Below are 14,626 nucleotides of genomic sequence, written 5' to 3'. Positions count from 1 at the left end.
TTTTTATGATTTGTTTTTAGCGCCGGCGCGTTCACCGGCCATGCTTTGTTGCAGCTGCGCACCAAAGGCGCAGACCCATTCGTCCTGACCTTTTCGCCCGACGATTTGCAGGCCGACTTTCAATCCGCCGCAATCGAGTTCCACTGGCACCGTCAGCGCCGGGTGGCCGCTGAGGTTGAAAGGCCTTACCAGCGGGGTCATGCCAGCCACGGCCTTGCTGCCGGCGCGGGCTTCGCTGAGGGTCGGCGGCAAGGTCGGCAGTGTCGGCAGCAGCAACACGGCAAAGTCTTCCAGTGCCGCATCCACCTGTTGCGTGAAACGCGTGCGCACGGCTTCGGCCTGGGCCAGCTCTTCGCGCGTGGTACGGCTGGCCGCCAGCAAACGTGCTTCCACATCAGCGCCGATCAGGCCCTTGCCGGTCAGGTGACCGAAGGCCGCCCAGTTTTCGAAATTGATCACGGTCAGGCCGGCGGCAAACGCCGCTTCGAATTCGCTCAGGTGCAGGTGGCTGCGACGCCATCCAGCGCGGTCGGCAGCGGCACCCAGGCTGGCTTGCAGGTGCGAATCGCAGGCCACATCAAGAAAGCCGACCCTGGCGCCATCGTTTGGCAAGCCTTGGACGGCAAAGCCCGGGCAGATCACCTGCATCGCCGCGATCAGGTCATCCATGCTCTTGGCGAACGGCCCGACGCAATCGAGGCTCGACTCCAGCGGATGGGCACCGACACGGCTGACGCGACCATAAGTCGGCTTCAACCCGGCAATCCCGCAGCACGCTGCCGGGACCCGCACCGAACCACCGGTATCACTGCCGATGGCGATGTCTGCCAAACCTGCGGCAACCGCCGCAGCCGAACCGCTGGAAGAGCCGCCCGGCACGCGATCCGGCGCTTGCGGGTTGATCGGTGTGCCGGTCCAGTCGTTGATGCCGGTCACACCAAAAGCCAGTTCATGCAGGTTGGTCTTGCCGACGATCTGCCAGCCGGCGTCAAGGATCGCGTCGACCACTTCGGCGTTCTTCGTCGCTGCCGGTGCGTCGGCAAAGGCGCGGCTGCCCGAGCGGGTCGGATGCCCGGCGATGTCGATGGAGTCTTTGATCGCGACCCGTTTGCCATTGCCACCGAGGAGGAATTCGCTGATGAAGGTACTCATGCACTCAACTCCGTATTGAACAAACGCTGCGTACGGAAATGCGCGATCAGCCAGACGCCGTCGACACAACGGAAATCGATGTTCAGGCGCGTGCCGAACAGCTCGTTGCGGCCATCGGCGTAGGTCGAGATCTGCTGCATGATCCACTGCCCCTGCGCTTTATCACCGTCGACCACGATCGACTCGCTGGTGAGGTAATGCAGGTTCAACTTGAAGTGATCGGACGGCGGCAGATAACCACCGACAAACGTCGCCACCGCCGCACGCCCGTGATGTTGACCGAAGGTCTGTGCGGTCTGGGTGCCGAGGCCTTCCCAGATCGCATCCTCGGTGAACAATTGCGCCAACTGGCTCAGGTGAATCGTCGCCCGCGGCACATCGCACAGGTCCATGTAGCGCGCCATCAGGCGACGCACTGCGCTTTCCCCTTCGAGCTTCGCCAGACGCTGCAGCAAGGCCTCGTTCATGGCTTACACCTTGGCCGCGTCAGGGATGGTCAACGGGCGGCCGATGCGTGCTTCGACCTTGGCGTAGCGCCACAGGCTGTACTCGCCGACCGGCGTGGTACGGAACAGGTTGCAGGCGTCGATCACCGACTGATGGCAGTCAACGTCGGCCATGATGTACACGGTCCAGGGCGAGGTGGTGGACGGGCCGACCATCAGGCGGTCGTCATCCATCGCGCCGAGCACGGTGATGCCGGGCATCGCGCCGAGGTCGCCCATCATCTGGCTGAAGCCTTTCCACACGCTCAGGCCTTCGCCGGTGGGCAGGTCGAAAAAGTTCTGGGTGATGCCGATGCAGAAGACGACGCGCAATGGCTCTTGTGTTGTTTGCGACATGGGGTGATTCCTTGGAAAAGTAATGAAAATTCAGATGTAGCCCGGGAACGGCGGGACGCCGAGGAACACCGAGCCGGCGCCGTCGTACAGGCCTTCGCTGAGGAAGGCGTGCTGGGTCACCACCATCGAGTCACGCAGGTAGCGTTGCAGCGGGTGCCGCAGGTAAATGGCGGTGGTACCGGCCAGGCTGTAGGCGCCTTGCACCACTTCGGCACCGGCCTGGGACACGTGAATCGCCGACAGGCGCAACAGGCTGGTCTGCTCCGGCGTCACCGGGTTGCCGGCCAGGATCGAGTTCCACACCTGTTCGGTGGCGTTGTAGAAGAAACCCCGTGCGGCCATCAGCTTGGCTTCGGCCTTGGCAATCTCGATGCGCACGTAAGCGCGGTCGGACAATTTCGGCGCGCCGGTGATACCGCTGCCGCCAGCCATGCGGCTGATTTCGTCCAGCGCCGCACGAGCCAGACCGAGGTTGACCACCGCCAGCACTTGCGCGGCGTAGGCGATCGACGGGTAGCGGAACAACGGTTCGTCGATGGTTGCGGCACCGCCACGGATAAACGTCCAGCGCTCATCAACGCGTTTATCGGTAACACGCAGGTCATGGCTGCCGGTGCCCTTGAGACCGACCACGTCCCAGTTCTCGACGATGTCTACCTGCTCCGGGCGAAACACAGCGGTGCGCGGCTTGCCGCCAGCGGCACCGATGCCAACACCCAACAGGTCTGCACCTTTGCAGCCGCTGGCGAATTTCCAGGTGCCGTTGACCTGATAGCCGCCTTCGACGGCTTCGGCCGGTTGCAAGGGGAACAGGCCGCCGGCGAATACCAGGTCAGGGCTTTCGGCGTAGATTTCAGCCAGGGTTTCGGGCGGCAAGGCCGCCAGATAGACGCCGGCGCTGCCGAAGCTGGCCACCCAGCCCGCCGAGCCGTCGGCTTCGGAGATGCGCTCGATCATTTGCAGGAACAGCGCCGGTGCCAGGGCGTCGCCGCCGTAGCATTTGGGCGTGGCGGCGCGGTAGATACCGACCTGTTTGAAGCGCTCTATCATGTCCCGAGGCACGTGGGAGCCGGCGTCGAATTCCTCGCGGCGTTGACGGACCTCATCCAGCACTTGCTGAAATAGCTGACTCTCGACCATTGGCACGTCCGGGCCGGACACAGGGTCTTGTTGCGCGACAGCTGAACGCAGCATGGGCTAGTTCTCCGTTTTGTTTATTGTTAGTGGGCTACACCGCTCCCTCTCCCTGTAGGAGCGAGCTTGCTCGCGATGGACGTCAACGATAACGAGCCCAGTCTGGATGACTGCGTTGTTCAGACGTTTTTCGCGAGCAAGCTCGCTCCTACAGGGGAAGGGCGGTGTCGTTGCCCTTGCATTGGGGTCCAGTGTAAAAACCGCATCCCTGCGCAACTATTGGTGCGTGCAGCCCCCTCGCTAAAGAAAACCCCTAGAGCCACACCGGTTACCTCTGAGCGCATCGCGCTGTGCGAGCAGGTATAAAACGCCATACTGCAAATCTCTGCCGCCAGGGGCCGTGCGATGTACCTGCCAAAACCGAACGACTTTTATGCGCTGATCGAAGCCATGCCGCTGTGCATCATTCTTCATGACGCGCACACCAAGGAAATCCTCTGGGCCAACGCCGCCGCCCTGGCGGCGCTGGGCTTTACCCTGGAGGAACTGACGCCGCTGAAAGCCCCGGACATGACCCGCGATGCGCCGAAATACCGGCGCTCCGTGGGTTTGCGCTGGCTCGAAGGTGCCGCGCGCACCGGGCAACGGGCCATCGAGTGGTGCTACCGCTCCAAGCAAGGGGTGGAGATTCTTTCCGAGGCGGTGGCGACCCTGGTGCACCTGGACGGGCGCGATGTGTTGATGGTGCAGTTCCGCGACATTTCCAAGGAGGACAAGGTCAAGCGCGACCTCAAGCGTTTCGAGAGCCGGCTCAAGGCATTCATGCAGGACCTGGCCGAAGGCGTGGCAGTGCTCGGTCCCGAGGGCGATATTCGTTTTATCAGCGACTCCGGCGCGCACCTGCTCAACAGCGAAGTGCACACGCTGATGGGCAAGAACTTCCTGGCCTGGTGCGACGACGCATCCGGCCAGCGCCTGCTGCAACAGCTCGCCCATGAGACGCCGGAGCACGCGCCGTTCAACGTGCATTACAAGATGCAGCGGCGCGATGGCGAATGGCGTTGGCATGACGCAACCTGCCGCTACATCGAGATCGAGGACGATCTGGTCGGCCATCTGCTGCTGTTCCGCGATGTCACCGAGCAAGTCCAGGCCGAGGAAGCACGGCGGGTCAGCGAGCAGAAACTCGAATACCTGGCGCGCTACAACGCCATGGGCGAAATGGCCGTGGCCATCGCCCACGAACTGAGCCAACCCCTGGCCGCGACCCGTAATTTCATTGAAGGCGCGGTGATTCGTCTGGGCAACGTGGCCGATGCCGACCCCGGCGTGACCTGGGGCTTGCAGAGCGCGGTGCGGCAAATCGAGCATGCGTCGGTGATCATCAAGAGCGTGCGCGATTACGTGGTCAAGCTGGAGCAGAGCGAAGAACGGGTCGACCTCAATGAGCTGCTGCGCGAAACCCGCTACTTCATCAGCCTGCGCGCCGATCCAAGCCTGGTGCGCGTGGAGATCGTCACCGCGCCCGAACCGTTGCTGGTGAGTTGCGAGAAGGTGCTGATCGGCCAGGTGATCCTCAACCTGGCGTTCAACGCCATCGAAGAAATGGCCGACCTGCCGACCGAACGGCGACTGTTGCGTGTCCATGCCAGCCGCGAGAACGATGTAGCCCTGGTGCGCATTGAAGACTGCGGCCGTGGCATTCAGGCCCAGGCGCAAGAGAAGCTGTTCGATGGCTTTTTCTCGTCCAAGGTCAGCGGCAACGGCATTGGCCTGGCGCTGTGCAAGAACATCATCGGCCGGCATCGGGGCGATATCTGGGCGCAGAACCTGGAGCCGTGTGGTGCGGTGTTCAGCTTCTCCCTGCCGCTCGCCAATCCCGCCTGACCTACACAAACCCTGTGGCGAGGGGGCTTGCCCCCGTTGGGCTGCGAAGCGGCCCCGGCATTTTCCAGTCACACCATGTCAGCAGGTTTTGCGGCTGCTGCGCAACCGAACGGGGGCAAGCCCCCTCACCACAAAAGCTCCTTTGCCCCCCTCTCAACCCCCCGCCTTATCAGCTTGTGCAGCCAGTTTCATGACACTGGCACAGACACACAAACACTTGGCAGGCAGCGCAATTCTCCCGATCGCGGGGCACGGCAGAATCAAAGGGTAAAAATCTGCCAAAGCACCCGCGATCCGCGTTACCAACAATTCAGGAAGTTCCCCTTATGCGAACAAACAGGATCTCCGTACAGTCAGCGCTAGGCCTGAGCCTGCTTGTACTCGGTTTGAACAGTGCCCGCGCGGATTTGCCCGCCGGTACGATTGGCCAGACCGTTCTGGCGTTTCCACCCGAAGCTCACCGCGCGTTTGTCATTGACGTCGAGTTCGACAGCTTCGTGGCTGGCCGCGTGACCGTGGTCGACCCGGACCAGAAGCGCATCCTCGGCATGGTGCCGACCGGTTTCGCCGCGCCGTCGACCCTCAGCCATGACAAAAAGACTCTCTACAGTGCGGACATCTGGTACTCGCGCGGCACCCGTGGCACCCGTACCGACGTGCTGACCGCCTGGGACAGCTCGACCCTGTCGCCGGCCTGGGAAGTGCTGATCCCGAACAAGCGCGCCGAGTCGCTGACCCAGCGTTATTCGCTCAAGCCAAGCGGTGACGACAAGTTCGTCTACGTCTACAACTTCACCCCGTCGACTTCGGTCACCGTGGTCGATACCCAGGCCAAGGCCGTTGCCGGCGAAATCGCGATTCCGGGTTGCGTGCTCAACTACCCGATCGGCAACCGCCGCTTCGCCTCGCTGTGCGGCGACGGCAGCCTGCAAGTGGTGACCCTCAACGATCAGGGCCAGGAAACCGCGCGCAGCCGCACGCCGTTCTTTGATCCGAACGCGGAAAAACTGGTGGAACGCGCGGTCAACGTCGGCGACACCTACTACTTCACCACCACCACCGGCACCGTACGCCCGGTGGACTTCTCTGCCGATGCGCCGAAGATCCTGCCGTCGTGGTCGCTGGTGTCCGAGGAAGAAAAGAAAGCCGGTTGGGCCCCGGGTGGGTGGCAGTTGATGGCCGTGGCGCCGAAGCTGGACCGCCTGTACGTGCTGATGCACGACGCCCACGAAGCCATGAAGTGGGAAGACCCGAGCCCGTTGATCTGGGCGTTCGACCTCAAGACCCACAAGAAGGTAGCGACCCTGGAAGCCCCGGTTCCGGTGTGGAGCATGCAGGCCACTGGCGACGACAAGCCGCTGTTGCTCGGCACCGACGTGGAAGGCGGTTTGCAGATTTTCGATCTGAAGACCAACAAGCTCACCGGCAGCATGCCGAAAGTCGCGAAGACCGCGACTCAGGTCATGAGCTACTAAGAGGTTCGGCCATGCATACAGATCCGATCTTCATCATTGCCAGCGCCATCGCTATCGCAGTGTTGCTGGCCAGTGCCGCGACCCACAAGTTGCGCGCACCGGCCCGCTTCACCGGGCAACTGGCGGACTACCAATTGCTGCCCCAAGCGCTGGTGCGCCCGACGGCACGGCTGGTACCGCTGCTGGAACTGGCCATCGCCTTTGCCCTGCTGGTACCGGCAAGCCGTAGCTACGCCGCGTTGAGCGCCGCCAGCCTGTTGGCGCTGTACGCCGCCGCCATCGGCATCAACCTGTGGCGCGGTCGTGCGGACATCGACTGCGGTTGCGCCGGTCCCGACCAGGCACAACCGCTGCGCCCGGTGCTGCTGGCGCGCAACAGCGCACTGGTAGCCCTGGCGCTGGTGGCCAGCGTGGCGCCGGTGGCCCGCGACCTCAACCTGTTCGATGGTTTCGTGACCCTGGCTGCCGCTGCTGTTGCGCTGCTCATCTACGCCGCTGCCGATGGCTTGCTGGCGAACTCCCCTCTTCTGCTCAAATTGATTGGTAGGTAATCCAAATGGAAGGCTTGATTGTTTCCAACGTTCTGCTCTGGGTGCTGCTGGTGGCCGTGGCGTTTGTCGTCATGGGCCTGGTGCGGCAGATTGGCGTACTGCACGGCCGCCTGGCGCCGGCTGGCGCGCTGATGGTCGACAAAGGTGTGGCGGTCAATGAACCCGCACCACAAATCACCGCCTCCGACCGTCACGGTCGCCCGGTCAACTTCGGTTATGCCGGCGAGAAATCGCAACTGCTGTTCTTCCTCTCGCCGACCTGCCCGATCTGCAAGTCGCTGCTGCCAGCGATCAAATCCATTGCCAAGGAACAAGCAGGCAACCTCGACGTGGTGTTCGTCAGCGACGGCGACATGGACGCCCAGCAAGCACTGATCCGCGAACACAAACTCGAAGACGCCACCTACGTGGTCGGCCCGGAAGTGGGCATGACGTACCAGATCGGCAAGCTGCCGTACGCCGCGCTGATCGACAAGGCCGGCACTCTGCGCGCCAAGGGCCTGGTCAACTCCCGCGAGCACCTGGACAGCCTGTTCGAGGTCGAGCACCTCAAGCACGCGACGCTGCAGCAGTACCTCAATGCCCAGCCGCACACCCACGATCACGACCACAGCCACGGCCACGGCCATAGCCACTGATAAGGCAGGGAGACCTTTATGAAACTGCTGGATCTGTTGTTTGAGCGTTCGACCCGCCGCGTGGCCGACACCACGTCGCGCCGTAAATTGCTGTCGCGCATGGGTTCGCTGATGGTGGCCGGTGCCGCCCTGCCCCTGCTGCTGCCGCTGGACCGCACCAGCAAGGCCCTGGCCGCGGAGCCGGCGCAGGCTGGCGACCCGGGTGATCCGAACAGTTGCGACTACTGGCGCTACTGCTCCATCGACGGCTTTCTGTGCAGCTGCTGCGGCGGGTCGGTGACCTCCTGCCCACCGGGCACCGAAGCTTCGCAAGTGACCTGGATCGGTACCTGCCGCAACCCGGCCGATGGCAAGGACTACATCATTTCCTATAACGACTGCTGCGGTAAGCAAAGCTGCGCCCAGTGCGCCTGCACCCGTAACGACAGTGAAGAACCGGCTTACCGCCCGTTCAACAACAACGATGTGAACTGGTGCCTGGCCGCCAAATCGCACATCTACCACTGCACCGTTTCGGTCATCCGCGGCGTCGCCGTCTAAACGCGCAATTTCCGCCGGTTGCTCGCGCAATCGGCGGCTTTTTTATTGGTTAGCCACAGTCACCCGGTTGATACACCACCTGTGGCGAGGGAGCTTGCTCCCGCCGGGTTGCGAAGCAGCCCCATGTGAGCGCTTCGCACTCAAGCGGGAGCAAGCTCCCTCGCCACAGGTTCAATCGGCATCACACTGACTGTTTTTCTTTATTTATTGGCCACAACAACAAGAGAGGCCCTTCATGCGCAAGTTGCTACTTCTCAGTCTCGTCTGCGCCTTGAGCGCCCCGCTCGCCCAGGCACGGGCCATTCCTGACCCGAACCAGCAGCACGCGCCGGGCAATGAATCGGTGCAAACCCCGATTGCCCAGGCCGGGTACAGCGTCGGCGTGAACTACCAACTGCAATGCGCCGGTTGCCACCTGGGCGACGGCACGGGTTCGGCCGCCAACGACACACCACGGATGAAAGGCTTTGTCGGCAACTTCCTGAAAGTCCCCGGTGGCCGCGAATTCCTCGTGCGGGTGCCAGGTATGTCGCAGTCGGCGTTGAACAACGCGCAACTGGCGGACTTGCTCAACTGGCTGATGCGCGAGGACGGCATGGCAGGCAAAAGCGTACCGGCCGACTATCAGCCGTATACCGCCGAAGAGGTCACCGCGTTACGGGCCAAGACCATGCTCAACCTGCCCGGCACCCGTAGCGAGTTGATCAAGGCCATGCGTGCCCAGCGCATCGCGATCGATGACGGGATGAATTATTGAGAACAACGTGCTCCAGGTTCGACCATTCGGACGGTGGACGCGTTGACGGCAAATAAGTAACGTAATCGGCGCTGCATTCGAACTCACACCATTGGAAAGGGAGTTTGCATCGTGACCGAAGAGACAAAAACCAAAGGACCGGCTTCGTACTTCCCGTCAATCGAAAAGAAGTATGGACAGCCGATCAGCCATTGGCTGGACCTGCTCAAAACCATCGCTGACAAGAAACATATGGAGATGGTGGCCTGGCTCAAGACCGAACACGGCATGGGTCATGGCCACGCCAATGCGCTGGTTGCCTATCATCTGGCGGCCACAAAAAGCGCCTAGCCACGCGTCCATCCTTGTCTGCGCTGTCGGTGGTGCCGGGTAACACCGGCTCCACCGTTAATCATCTGTTGCCCTATCCTTTCATCCAACCCATTTCGCCGGACATCGACCATGTCAGCCTCCGAATCCACCCTCCTCGACAGCTGGCACCACAACGCCCGGGCCTGGATCGACGCCATTCGCTCGGGCACCATCGAAAGCCGCCAAAAGGTCACCGACCAGGCCATCCTGTTGGCGGTGCTTGGTCGCCAGCCCGAGCGTGTGCTTGACCTGGGTTGCGGCGAAGGCTGGTTGTTGCGTGCGCTGGCTGACCGCGCCATCGATGCAGTGGGTGTGGATGGCGATGCGACGCTGGTCGAGGCGGCGCGGGCGGCGGGTACTTCACCGGTGCATGTGGCGAGTTATGAAGCGCTGGCAGAGGCGCAAGTCGACATCGGCCGCGACTACAACCTGATCTGCGCCAATTTCGCCCTGCTGCAACAGGACATCATCCCCTTGCTCGGCGCCATGAACACCCTGCTCGCCCCCGGTGGCGCGCTGGTGATCCAGACGCTGCATCCGTGGACGGCTGCGGCAGGTGACTATCAGGATGGCTGGCGGGAAGAAACCTTCGCCGGGTTCAAGGGGCAGTGGCAGCCGATGCCGTGGTATTTCCGTACCCTGTCCAGTTGGCTCAATGCCCTGGACATGGCCGGTTTTACCCTGGCCAGTTTGCAGGAACCACAACACCCGCAAAGCCCCGTGCCACAGTCGCTGCTGTTGGTGGCCGAGCCACGGCGCTTGTAGGAGGCACATTGAACATTGATGTCGCCGACATACCGCTATCGCTGGCAAGCCAGCGCCTACTTACGTCAGGCCCATTCTTTACGCAGTTGGCGCGCCGCATTGACCATGTGCACCAGTGCTGCCTCGGTTTCCGGCCAGCCACGGGTTTTCAGGCCGCAGTCCGGGTTGACCCACAGGCGGTCGGCGGGAATGCGCTTGGCCGCCTTGCGCAGCAGGTTGGCCATTTCCGCGGAATCCGGCACCCGTGGCGAGTGGATGTCGTACACGCCCGGGCCGATTTCGTTCGGGTAGGCGAAGGCTTCGAACGCGTCCAGCAGTTCCATGTCCGAGCGCGAGGTTTCGATGGTGATCACGTCGGCATCCATGCCGGCGATGGACTCGATCACATCGTTGAACTCGCTGTAGCACATGTGGGTGTGGATCTGGGTTTCGTCACGCACGCCAGAGGCGCACAGGCGGAACACTTCGGTCGCCCAGTCCAGGTATTGCTGCCACTGCGCCTGGCGCAACGGCAGGCCTTCGCGGAACGCGGCTTCGTCGATCTGCACGATTTTGATGCCGGCGGCTTCCAGGTCGACCACTTCGTCGCGAATCGCCAGCGCCAGTTGGCGGGCCTGCACTTCGCGGCTCACGTCTTCACGTGGGAACGACCACATCAGCATGGTCACGGGACCGGTCAGCATGCCCTTCATCACTTTGTCGGTGAGGCCTTGGGCGTAGCGGATCCACTCCACGGTCATGGCTTTCGGACGGCTCAGGTCGCCGAAGATTACCGCCGGTTTGACGCAGCGCGAACCGTAGCTCTGGACCCAGCCGAATCGGGTGAACACGTAGCCGTCGAGTTGCTCGGCGAAGTATTCGACCATGTCGTTACGCTCGGCTTCACCGTGCACCAGCACATCCAGGCCCAGGCGTTCCTGCACCAGCACGGCGTGACGGATCTCGCTGTGCATCGCCTCGGTGTACTCGGCTTCAGTCAGCTTGCCTTGCTTGAACGACTGGCGAGCCAGACGGATCGACGCGGTTTGCGGGAACGAACCGATAGTGGTGGTCGGAAACAGCGGCAGGCTCAAGCCGGCGCGTTGTTTCTCGATACGCCGGGCAAACGGCGAGTGACGTTGGCTGTCCTTGGCGGTGATCGCCGCAACCCGAGCCTGAACGGCCGACTTGTGAATGCGTGGCGATGCAGCACGGCTGGCCTGCACGGCACGGCTTTGAGTCAGCGCTTCAAGCACCTTCGGTGCTTCCGGCTCGTTGACGGCCTGAGCCAGCACCGCCACTTCCTCGCACTTCTGCACGGCAAACGCCAGCCAGCTTTTCAGTTCGGCATCGAGCTTGTCTTCACGCCCCAGATCGACCGGGCTGTGCAGCAGCGAGCAGGACGGCGCGACCCACAGGCGATCACCCAGACGCTCGTGAGCGTGTTGCAGGGTAGCCAAGGCATTTTCCAGATCGCAGCGCCAGACGTTACGGCCATTGACCACGCCCAGCGACAGCACTTTGTAGGCCGGCAGGCGGTCGAGGATGGTCGGGAACTGCTCAGGCGCGCGGACCAGGTCGATGTGCAGGCCGTCCACCGGCAGGTTGGCGGCCAGGCCCAGGTTTTCTTCCAGTCCACCGAAGTAAGTGGCGACCAGTTTCTTCAGCGGGTCACGTTGAATCAGGTTGTAGGCGCGTTCGAAGGCGTTTTTCCACTCCTGCGGTAGATCGAGGACCAGGACCGGCTCGTCGATTTGCACCCACTCAACGCCTTGTGCGGCGAGGCGCTGGAAGATCTGGCCGTACAGCGGCAGCAGGCGATCGAGCAGTTCGAGCTTGTCGAATTCGGCGCCCTTGGCCTTGCCCAGCCACAGGTAAGTCAGCGGGCCGATGATCACCGGCTTGACGTTGTGCCCCAGTGCGCGGGCTTCCTCGACTTCTTCGAACAGCTGATCCCAACCGAGTTGGAACTGTTGGTCGGCGCTGAATTCAGGCACGAGGTAGTGATAGTTGGTGTCGAACCACTTGGTCATTTCCTGGGCGTGTGCGCCGCCGCAGCAGCTGTCACTGACACCGCGAGCCATGCCGAACAGGGTTTGCAGGCTGGCCTTGCCATCGTGCGGGCGGAAACGCTCAGGGATCACACCGAACATCAACGAGTGAGTCAGGACCTGGTCGTACCAGGCGAAGTCGCCGACCGGCAACAGCTCGATCCCGGCTTTTTTTTGCAAGTCCCAGTGGGTCTTGCGCAGGTCACGGCCCACGGCACGCAGTCCGGTTTCGTCGAGCTCGCCCTTCCAGAATGCCTCTTGAGCCTTTTTCAGTTCACGGTCGCGACCAATGCGCGGAAATCCAAGGGAATGAGCCACAGCCATGTCAATTAACTCCAATGCGTTCAATGAGGCCATTGTCGACAGCGCCAGCGAGTGAGACAAACTCATTTTAATATTGATGATCACAAGTTCTCCTCATGATCGTAGGGGCTACGCAACCGACGCTGGATGAACATCTGGCTCAACGTGCTAGCCCCAATGTCCAACCTGCACCTGAAAACCTCTGGCATGAACGGACCGTGGCGTGTGCGTAAGCCGGGCGTCGATGGCATCATCACCGGCCATGAAGATTTCGATACCCCCTCCTCTGATCGGCTAAGGAATAGTCCCGATGCGTATCAAGACACTGTTGGCCTGCGCCACCGCGCTCCCCCCGGATGCCAAAGCGCAGGCCGCCGAGATCAGCCAATGACGGCCATTTTTCGGCCGCGTCCGACGTTGATCTTTTTGCTGCTGTTACTGGTGCTGGTGTTCTGGTTGTCCCTGGCCCTCGGGCCGGTCAGCCTGCCGCTGGGCGATACCCTGCTGGCCGGGATGCGTCTGCTCGGGTTGCCACTGGAAGGTGGCGACACGCAACAGGCGGAACTGATCCTGGGGCAGATTCGCCTGCCGCGCAGCCTGCTCGGCATCGCTGTGGGTTCGGTACTGGCGTTGTCCGGCGTGGCGATGCAGGGGTTGTTCCGCAACCCCTTGGCGGACCCGGGCCTGGTCGGCGTCTCCGGTGGCGCGGCACTTGGTGCTGCCATCGCCATCGTCGGCGGCAGCCTTTTGGGGGGCATGCCGCCCGCTGTTGAACCTTATCTGCTGTCGGTCAGTGCCTTCGCCGGGGGCTTGATCGTCACGGCGGTGGTGTATCGCTTCGGCCGCCGCAACGGGCAAACCGACGTTGCCACCCTGCTGCTGGCGGGTGTGGCGATGACGGCCATGGCCGGTGCCGGCGTGGGGCTGTTCACCTACCTGGCCGATGATGCGACCCTGCGCACACTGACCTTCTGGAACCTGGGCAGCCTCAACGGTGCCAGCTACCCGCGCCTGTGGCCATTGTTGATCGTCACCGTGGGCGTGGCGTTGTGGTTGCCACGTCGGGCGGTGGCGCTCAATGCCATGCTGCTGGGTGAGTCGGAGGCCCGTCACCTGGGCTTCGACATCGAGCGGATCAAGCTTGAGCTGGTGCTGTGCACGGCGCTCGGCGTCGGCGCGGCCGTCGCGGCGGCCGGCCTGATCGGTTTTATCGGCCTGGTGGTGCCGCATCTGATGCGCCTGCTGGTCGGCCCGGATCACCGGGTATTGCTGCCCGCGTCGTTGCTGGCCGGTGCCAGCCTGCTGCTGTTGGCTGATCTGGCCGCGCGCCTTGTGTTGGCGCCGGCTGAATTGCCCATCGGCATCGTGACGGCATTGATCGGCGCGCCGTTCTTTCTATATCTGCTGGTACGAGGGCGTTCCTGATGTTGCGGGCAAACAACCTGCTGGTACGTCGTGGCAACCGCACGGTACTGGCGAACATCGATATCCAATTGCGCCCCGGTGAAGTACTCGGCGTGCTGGGACCGAACGGCGCCGGCAAAAGCACCCTGCTCGCCGCGTTGTGCGGCGAACTGGCGAGCAGCGAAGGCACCGTCAGCCTCGACGAGCGTCCGCTTGCCGACTGGCCGGGTCAGGAACGGGCCAAACGCCTGGCGGTGCTGCCGCAAAGCTCAAGCCTGAACTTTGCCTTCTCGGTCAATGAAGTCGTCGGCATGGGGCGTTTGCCTCACGCCAGCGGTCGTGTGCGCGATGGCGAAATTGTCGCCGAGGCGCTGCGCTGCGCCGACGCCCTGCACCTGGCCGAACGCAGCTATCTGGCCCTGTCCGGCGGTGAACGCCAGCGCGTGCATCTGGCGCGGGTGCTCGCGCAACTCTGGCCGGGGGCCGAAGGACAAACCCTGTTGCTCGATGAACCGACGTCGATGCTCGATCCGCTGCACCAGCACACCATTTTGCAAGCCGTGCGCGACTTCGCCGAGCGCGGGGCCGCCGTGCTGGTGATTCTGCACGACCTCAACCTGGCCGCACGCTACTGCGATCAACTGCTGTTGTTGCAACAAGGCCTGCCCCACGCCTATGGCCCTCCGGCAGACGTCCTGACCGCCGAAGCGCTGGCGGCGGTGTATGGGTTGGAAGTGCTGATTCACCAACACCCGGAACGTGGCCACCCGTTGATCATCGCGCGCTGAGACCGCCCC

Annotated in this window: 15 protein-coding genes; 10 read left to right on the top strand and 5 right to left on the bottom strand. The window is 62.8% G+C overall.

The window, feature by feature from the left end:
* Nucleotides 1–3: 3 nt before the first annotated feature.
* The 4 genes from B0D71_RS16440 to B0D71_RS16425 are packed head-to-tail and all read right to left on the bottom strand — an operon-like array spanning nucleotide 4 to nucleotide 3,188.
* Nucleotides 4–1,152, bottom strand: coding sequence for an amidase (locus B0D71_RS16440; RefSeq protein ID WP_103395699.1), 1,149 nt, complete (start codon nucleotides 1,150–1,152; stop codon nucleotides 4–6).
* Nucleotides 1,149–1,619 (bottom strand): nuclear transport factor 2 family protein, encoded by a 471-nt coding sequence (locus B0D71_RS16435; protein ID WP_103395698.1) that lies wholly within the window; start codon nucleotides 1,617–1,619, stop codon nucleotides 1,149–1,151. The genes B0D71_RS16440 and B0D71_RS16435 overlap by 4 nt, the downstream gene beginning before the upstream one ends.
* 3 nt (nucleotides 1,620–1,622) lie before the next feature.
* Nucleotides 1,623–1,994, bottom strand: coding sequence for a hypothetical protein (locus B0D71_RS16430; protein ID WP_103395697.1), 372 nt, complete (start codon nucleotides 1,992–1,994; stop codon nucleotides 1,623–1,625).
* Nucleotides 1,995–2,024: 30 nt separating this feature from the next.
* On the bottom strand, nucleotides 2,025–3,188 hold the full coding sequence (locus B0D71_RS16425) for an acyl-CoA dehydrogenase family protein (RefSeq protein WP_103395696.1): 1,164 nt from the start codon (nucleotides 3,186–3,188) through the stop codon (nucleotides 2,025–2,027).
* A 345-nt stretch (nucleotides 3,189–3,533) separates the two neighbouring features.
* On the opposite strand from B0D71_RS16425, the gene B0D71_RS16415 reads away from it, so the two are divergent.
* The 8 genes from B0D71_RS16415 to B0D71_RS16375 all read left to right on the top strand — a co-directional run bounded on the left by B0D71_RS16415 (nucleotide 3,534) and on the right by B0D71_RS16375 (nucleotide 10,092).
* Complete coding sequence (locus B0D71_RS16415) at nucleotides 3,534–5,015, top strand: sensor histidine kinase (RefSeq protein ID WP_103395694.1); 1,482 nt, start codon at nucleotides 3,534–3,536, stop codon at nucleotides 5,013–5,015.
* Nucleotides 5,016–5,341: 326 nt separating this feature from the next.
* Complete coding sequence (locus B0D71_RS16405) at nucleotides 5,342–6,490, top strand: amine dehydrogenase large subunit (RefSeq protein ID WP_103395693.1); 1,149 nt, start codon at nucleotides 5,342–5,344, stop codon at nucleotides 6,488–6,490.
* Between the two features lie 11 nt (nucleotides 6,491–6,501).
* Nucleotides 6,502–7,041, top strand: a complete 540-nt coding sequence (locus B0D71_RS16400; protein ID WP_103395692.1) for a MauE/DoxX family redox-associated membrane protein — start codon at nucleotides 6,502–6,504, stop codon at nucleotides 7,039–7,041.
* Nucleotides 7,042–7,046: 5 nt separating this feature from the next.
* Nucleotides 7,047–7,679: a methylamine dehydrogenase accessory protein MauD gene (gene mauD / locus B0D71_RS16395; protein ID WP_103395691.1), complete on the top strand. Its 633-nt coding sequence runs from the start codon at nucleotides 7,047–7,049 to the stop codon at nucleotides 7,677–7,679.
* Between the two features lie 18 nt (nucleotides 7,680–7,697).
* Nucleotides 7,698–8,219, top strand: coding sequence for a methylamine dehydrogenase light chain (locus B0D71_RS16390; RefSeq protein WP_007978110.1), 522 nt, complete (start codon nucleotides 7,698–7,700; stop codon nucleotides 8,217–8,219).
* 235 nt (nucleotides 8,220–8,454) lie between these two features.
* Nucleotides 8,455–8,976: a cytochrome C gene (locus tag B0D71_RS16385; protein ID WP_103395690.1), complete on the top strand. Its 522-nt coding sequence runs from the start codon at nucleotides 8,455–8,457 to the stop codon at nucleotides 8,974–8,976.
* 111 nt (nucleotides 8,977–9,087) lie between these two features.
* Nucleotides 9,088–9,306 carry a DUF4287 domain-containing protein gene (locus B0D71_RS16380; protein ID WP_103395689.1) on the top strand — a complete coding sequence of 73 codons (219 nt, stop codon included), beginning with the start codon at nucleotides 9,088–9,090 and terminating at the stop codon, nucleotides 9,304–9,306.
* Nucleotides 9,307–9,417: 111 nt separating this feature from the next.
* On the top strand, nucleotides 9,418–10,092 hold the full coding sequence (locus B0D71_RS16375) for a class I SAM-dependent methyltransferase (RefSeq protein WP_103395688.1): 675 nt from the start codon (nucleotides 9,418–9,420) through the stop codon (nucleotides 10,090–10,092).
* A 65-nt stretch (nucleotides 10,093–10,157) separates the two neighbouring features.
* Here B0D71_RS16375 and metE read toward each other — a convergent pair whose 3' ends face one another.
* Nucleotides 10,158–12,446: a 5-methyltetrahydropteroyltriglutamate--homocysteine S-methyltransferase gene (metE, locus tag B0D71_RS16370; protein ID WP_103395687.1), complete on the bottom strand. Its 2,289-nt coding sequence runs from the start codon at nucleotides 12,444–12,446 to the stop codon at nucleotides 10,158–10,160.
* A 420-nt stretch (nucleotides 12,447–12,866) separates the two neighbouring features.
* On the opposite strand from metE, the gene B0D71_RS16365 reads away from it, so the two are divergent.
* Both B0D71_RS16365 and B0D71_RS16360 read left to right on the top strand, forming a co-directional pair.
* Nucleotides 12,867–13,850 (top strand): FecCD family ABC transporter permease, encoded by a 984-nt coding sequence (locus tag B0D71_RS16365; protein ID WP_165798726.1) that lies wholly within the window; start codon nucleotides 12,867–12,869, stop codon nucleotides 13,848–13,850.
* Entirely contained in the window at nucleotides 13,850–14,617 is a 768-nt protein-coding gene (locus tag B0D71_RS16360; RefSeq protein ID WP_103395685.1) for a heme ABC transporter ATP-binding protein, read from the top strand. Before B0D71_RS16365 ends, B0D71_RS16360 begins: the two co-directional genes overlap by 1 nt.
* Nucleotides 14,618–14,626 lie beyond the last annotated feature (9 nt).

The sequence above is a fragment of the Pseudomonas laurylsulfativorans genome (assembly GCF_002906155.1).
GTDB classification, from domain to species: Bacteria; Pseudomonadota; Gammaproteobacteria; order Pseudomonadales; family Pseudomonadaceae; genus Aquipseudomonas; species Aquipseudomonas laurylsulfativorans.
Note: the sequence above shows the minus strand (reverse complement) of the source record. Positions and strands in the feature narration are given on the sequence as shown.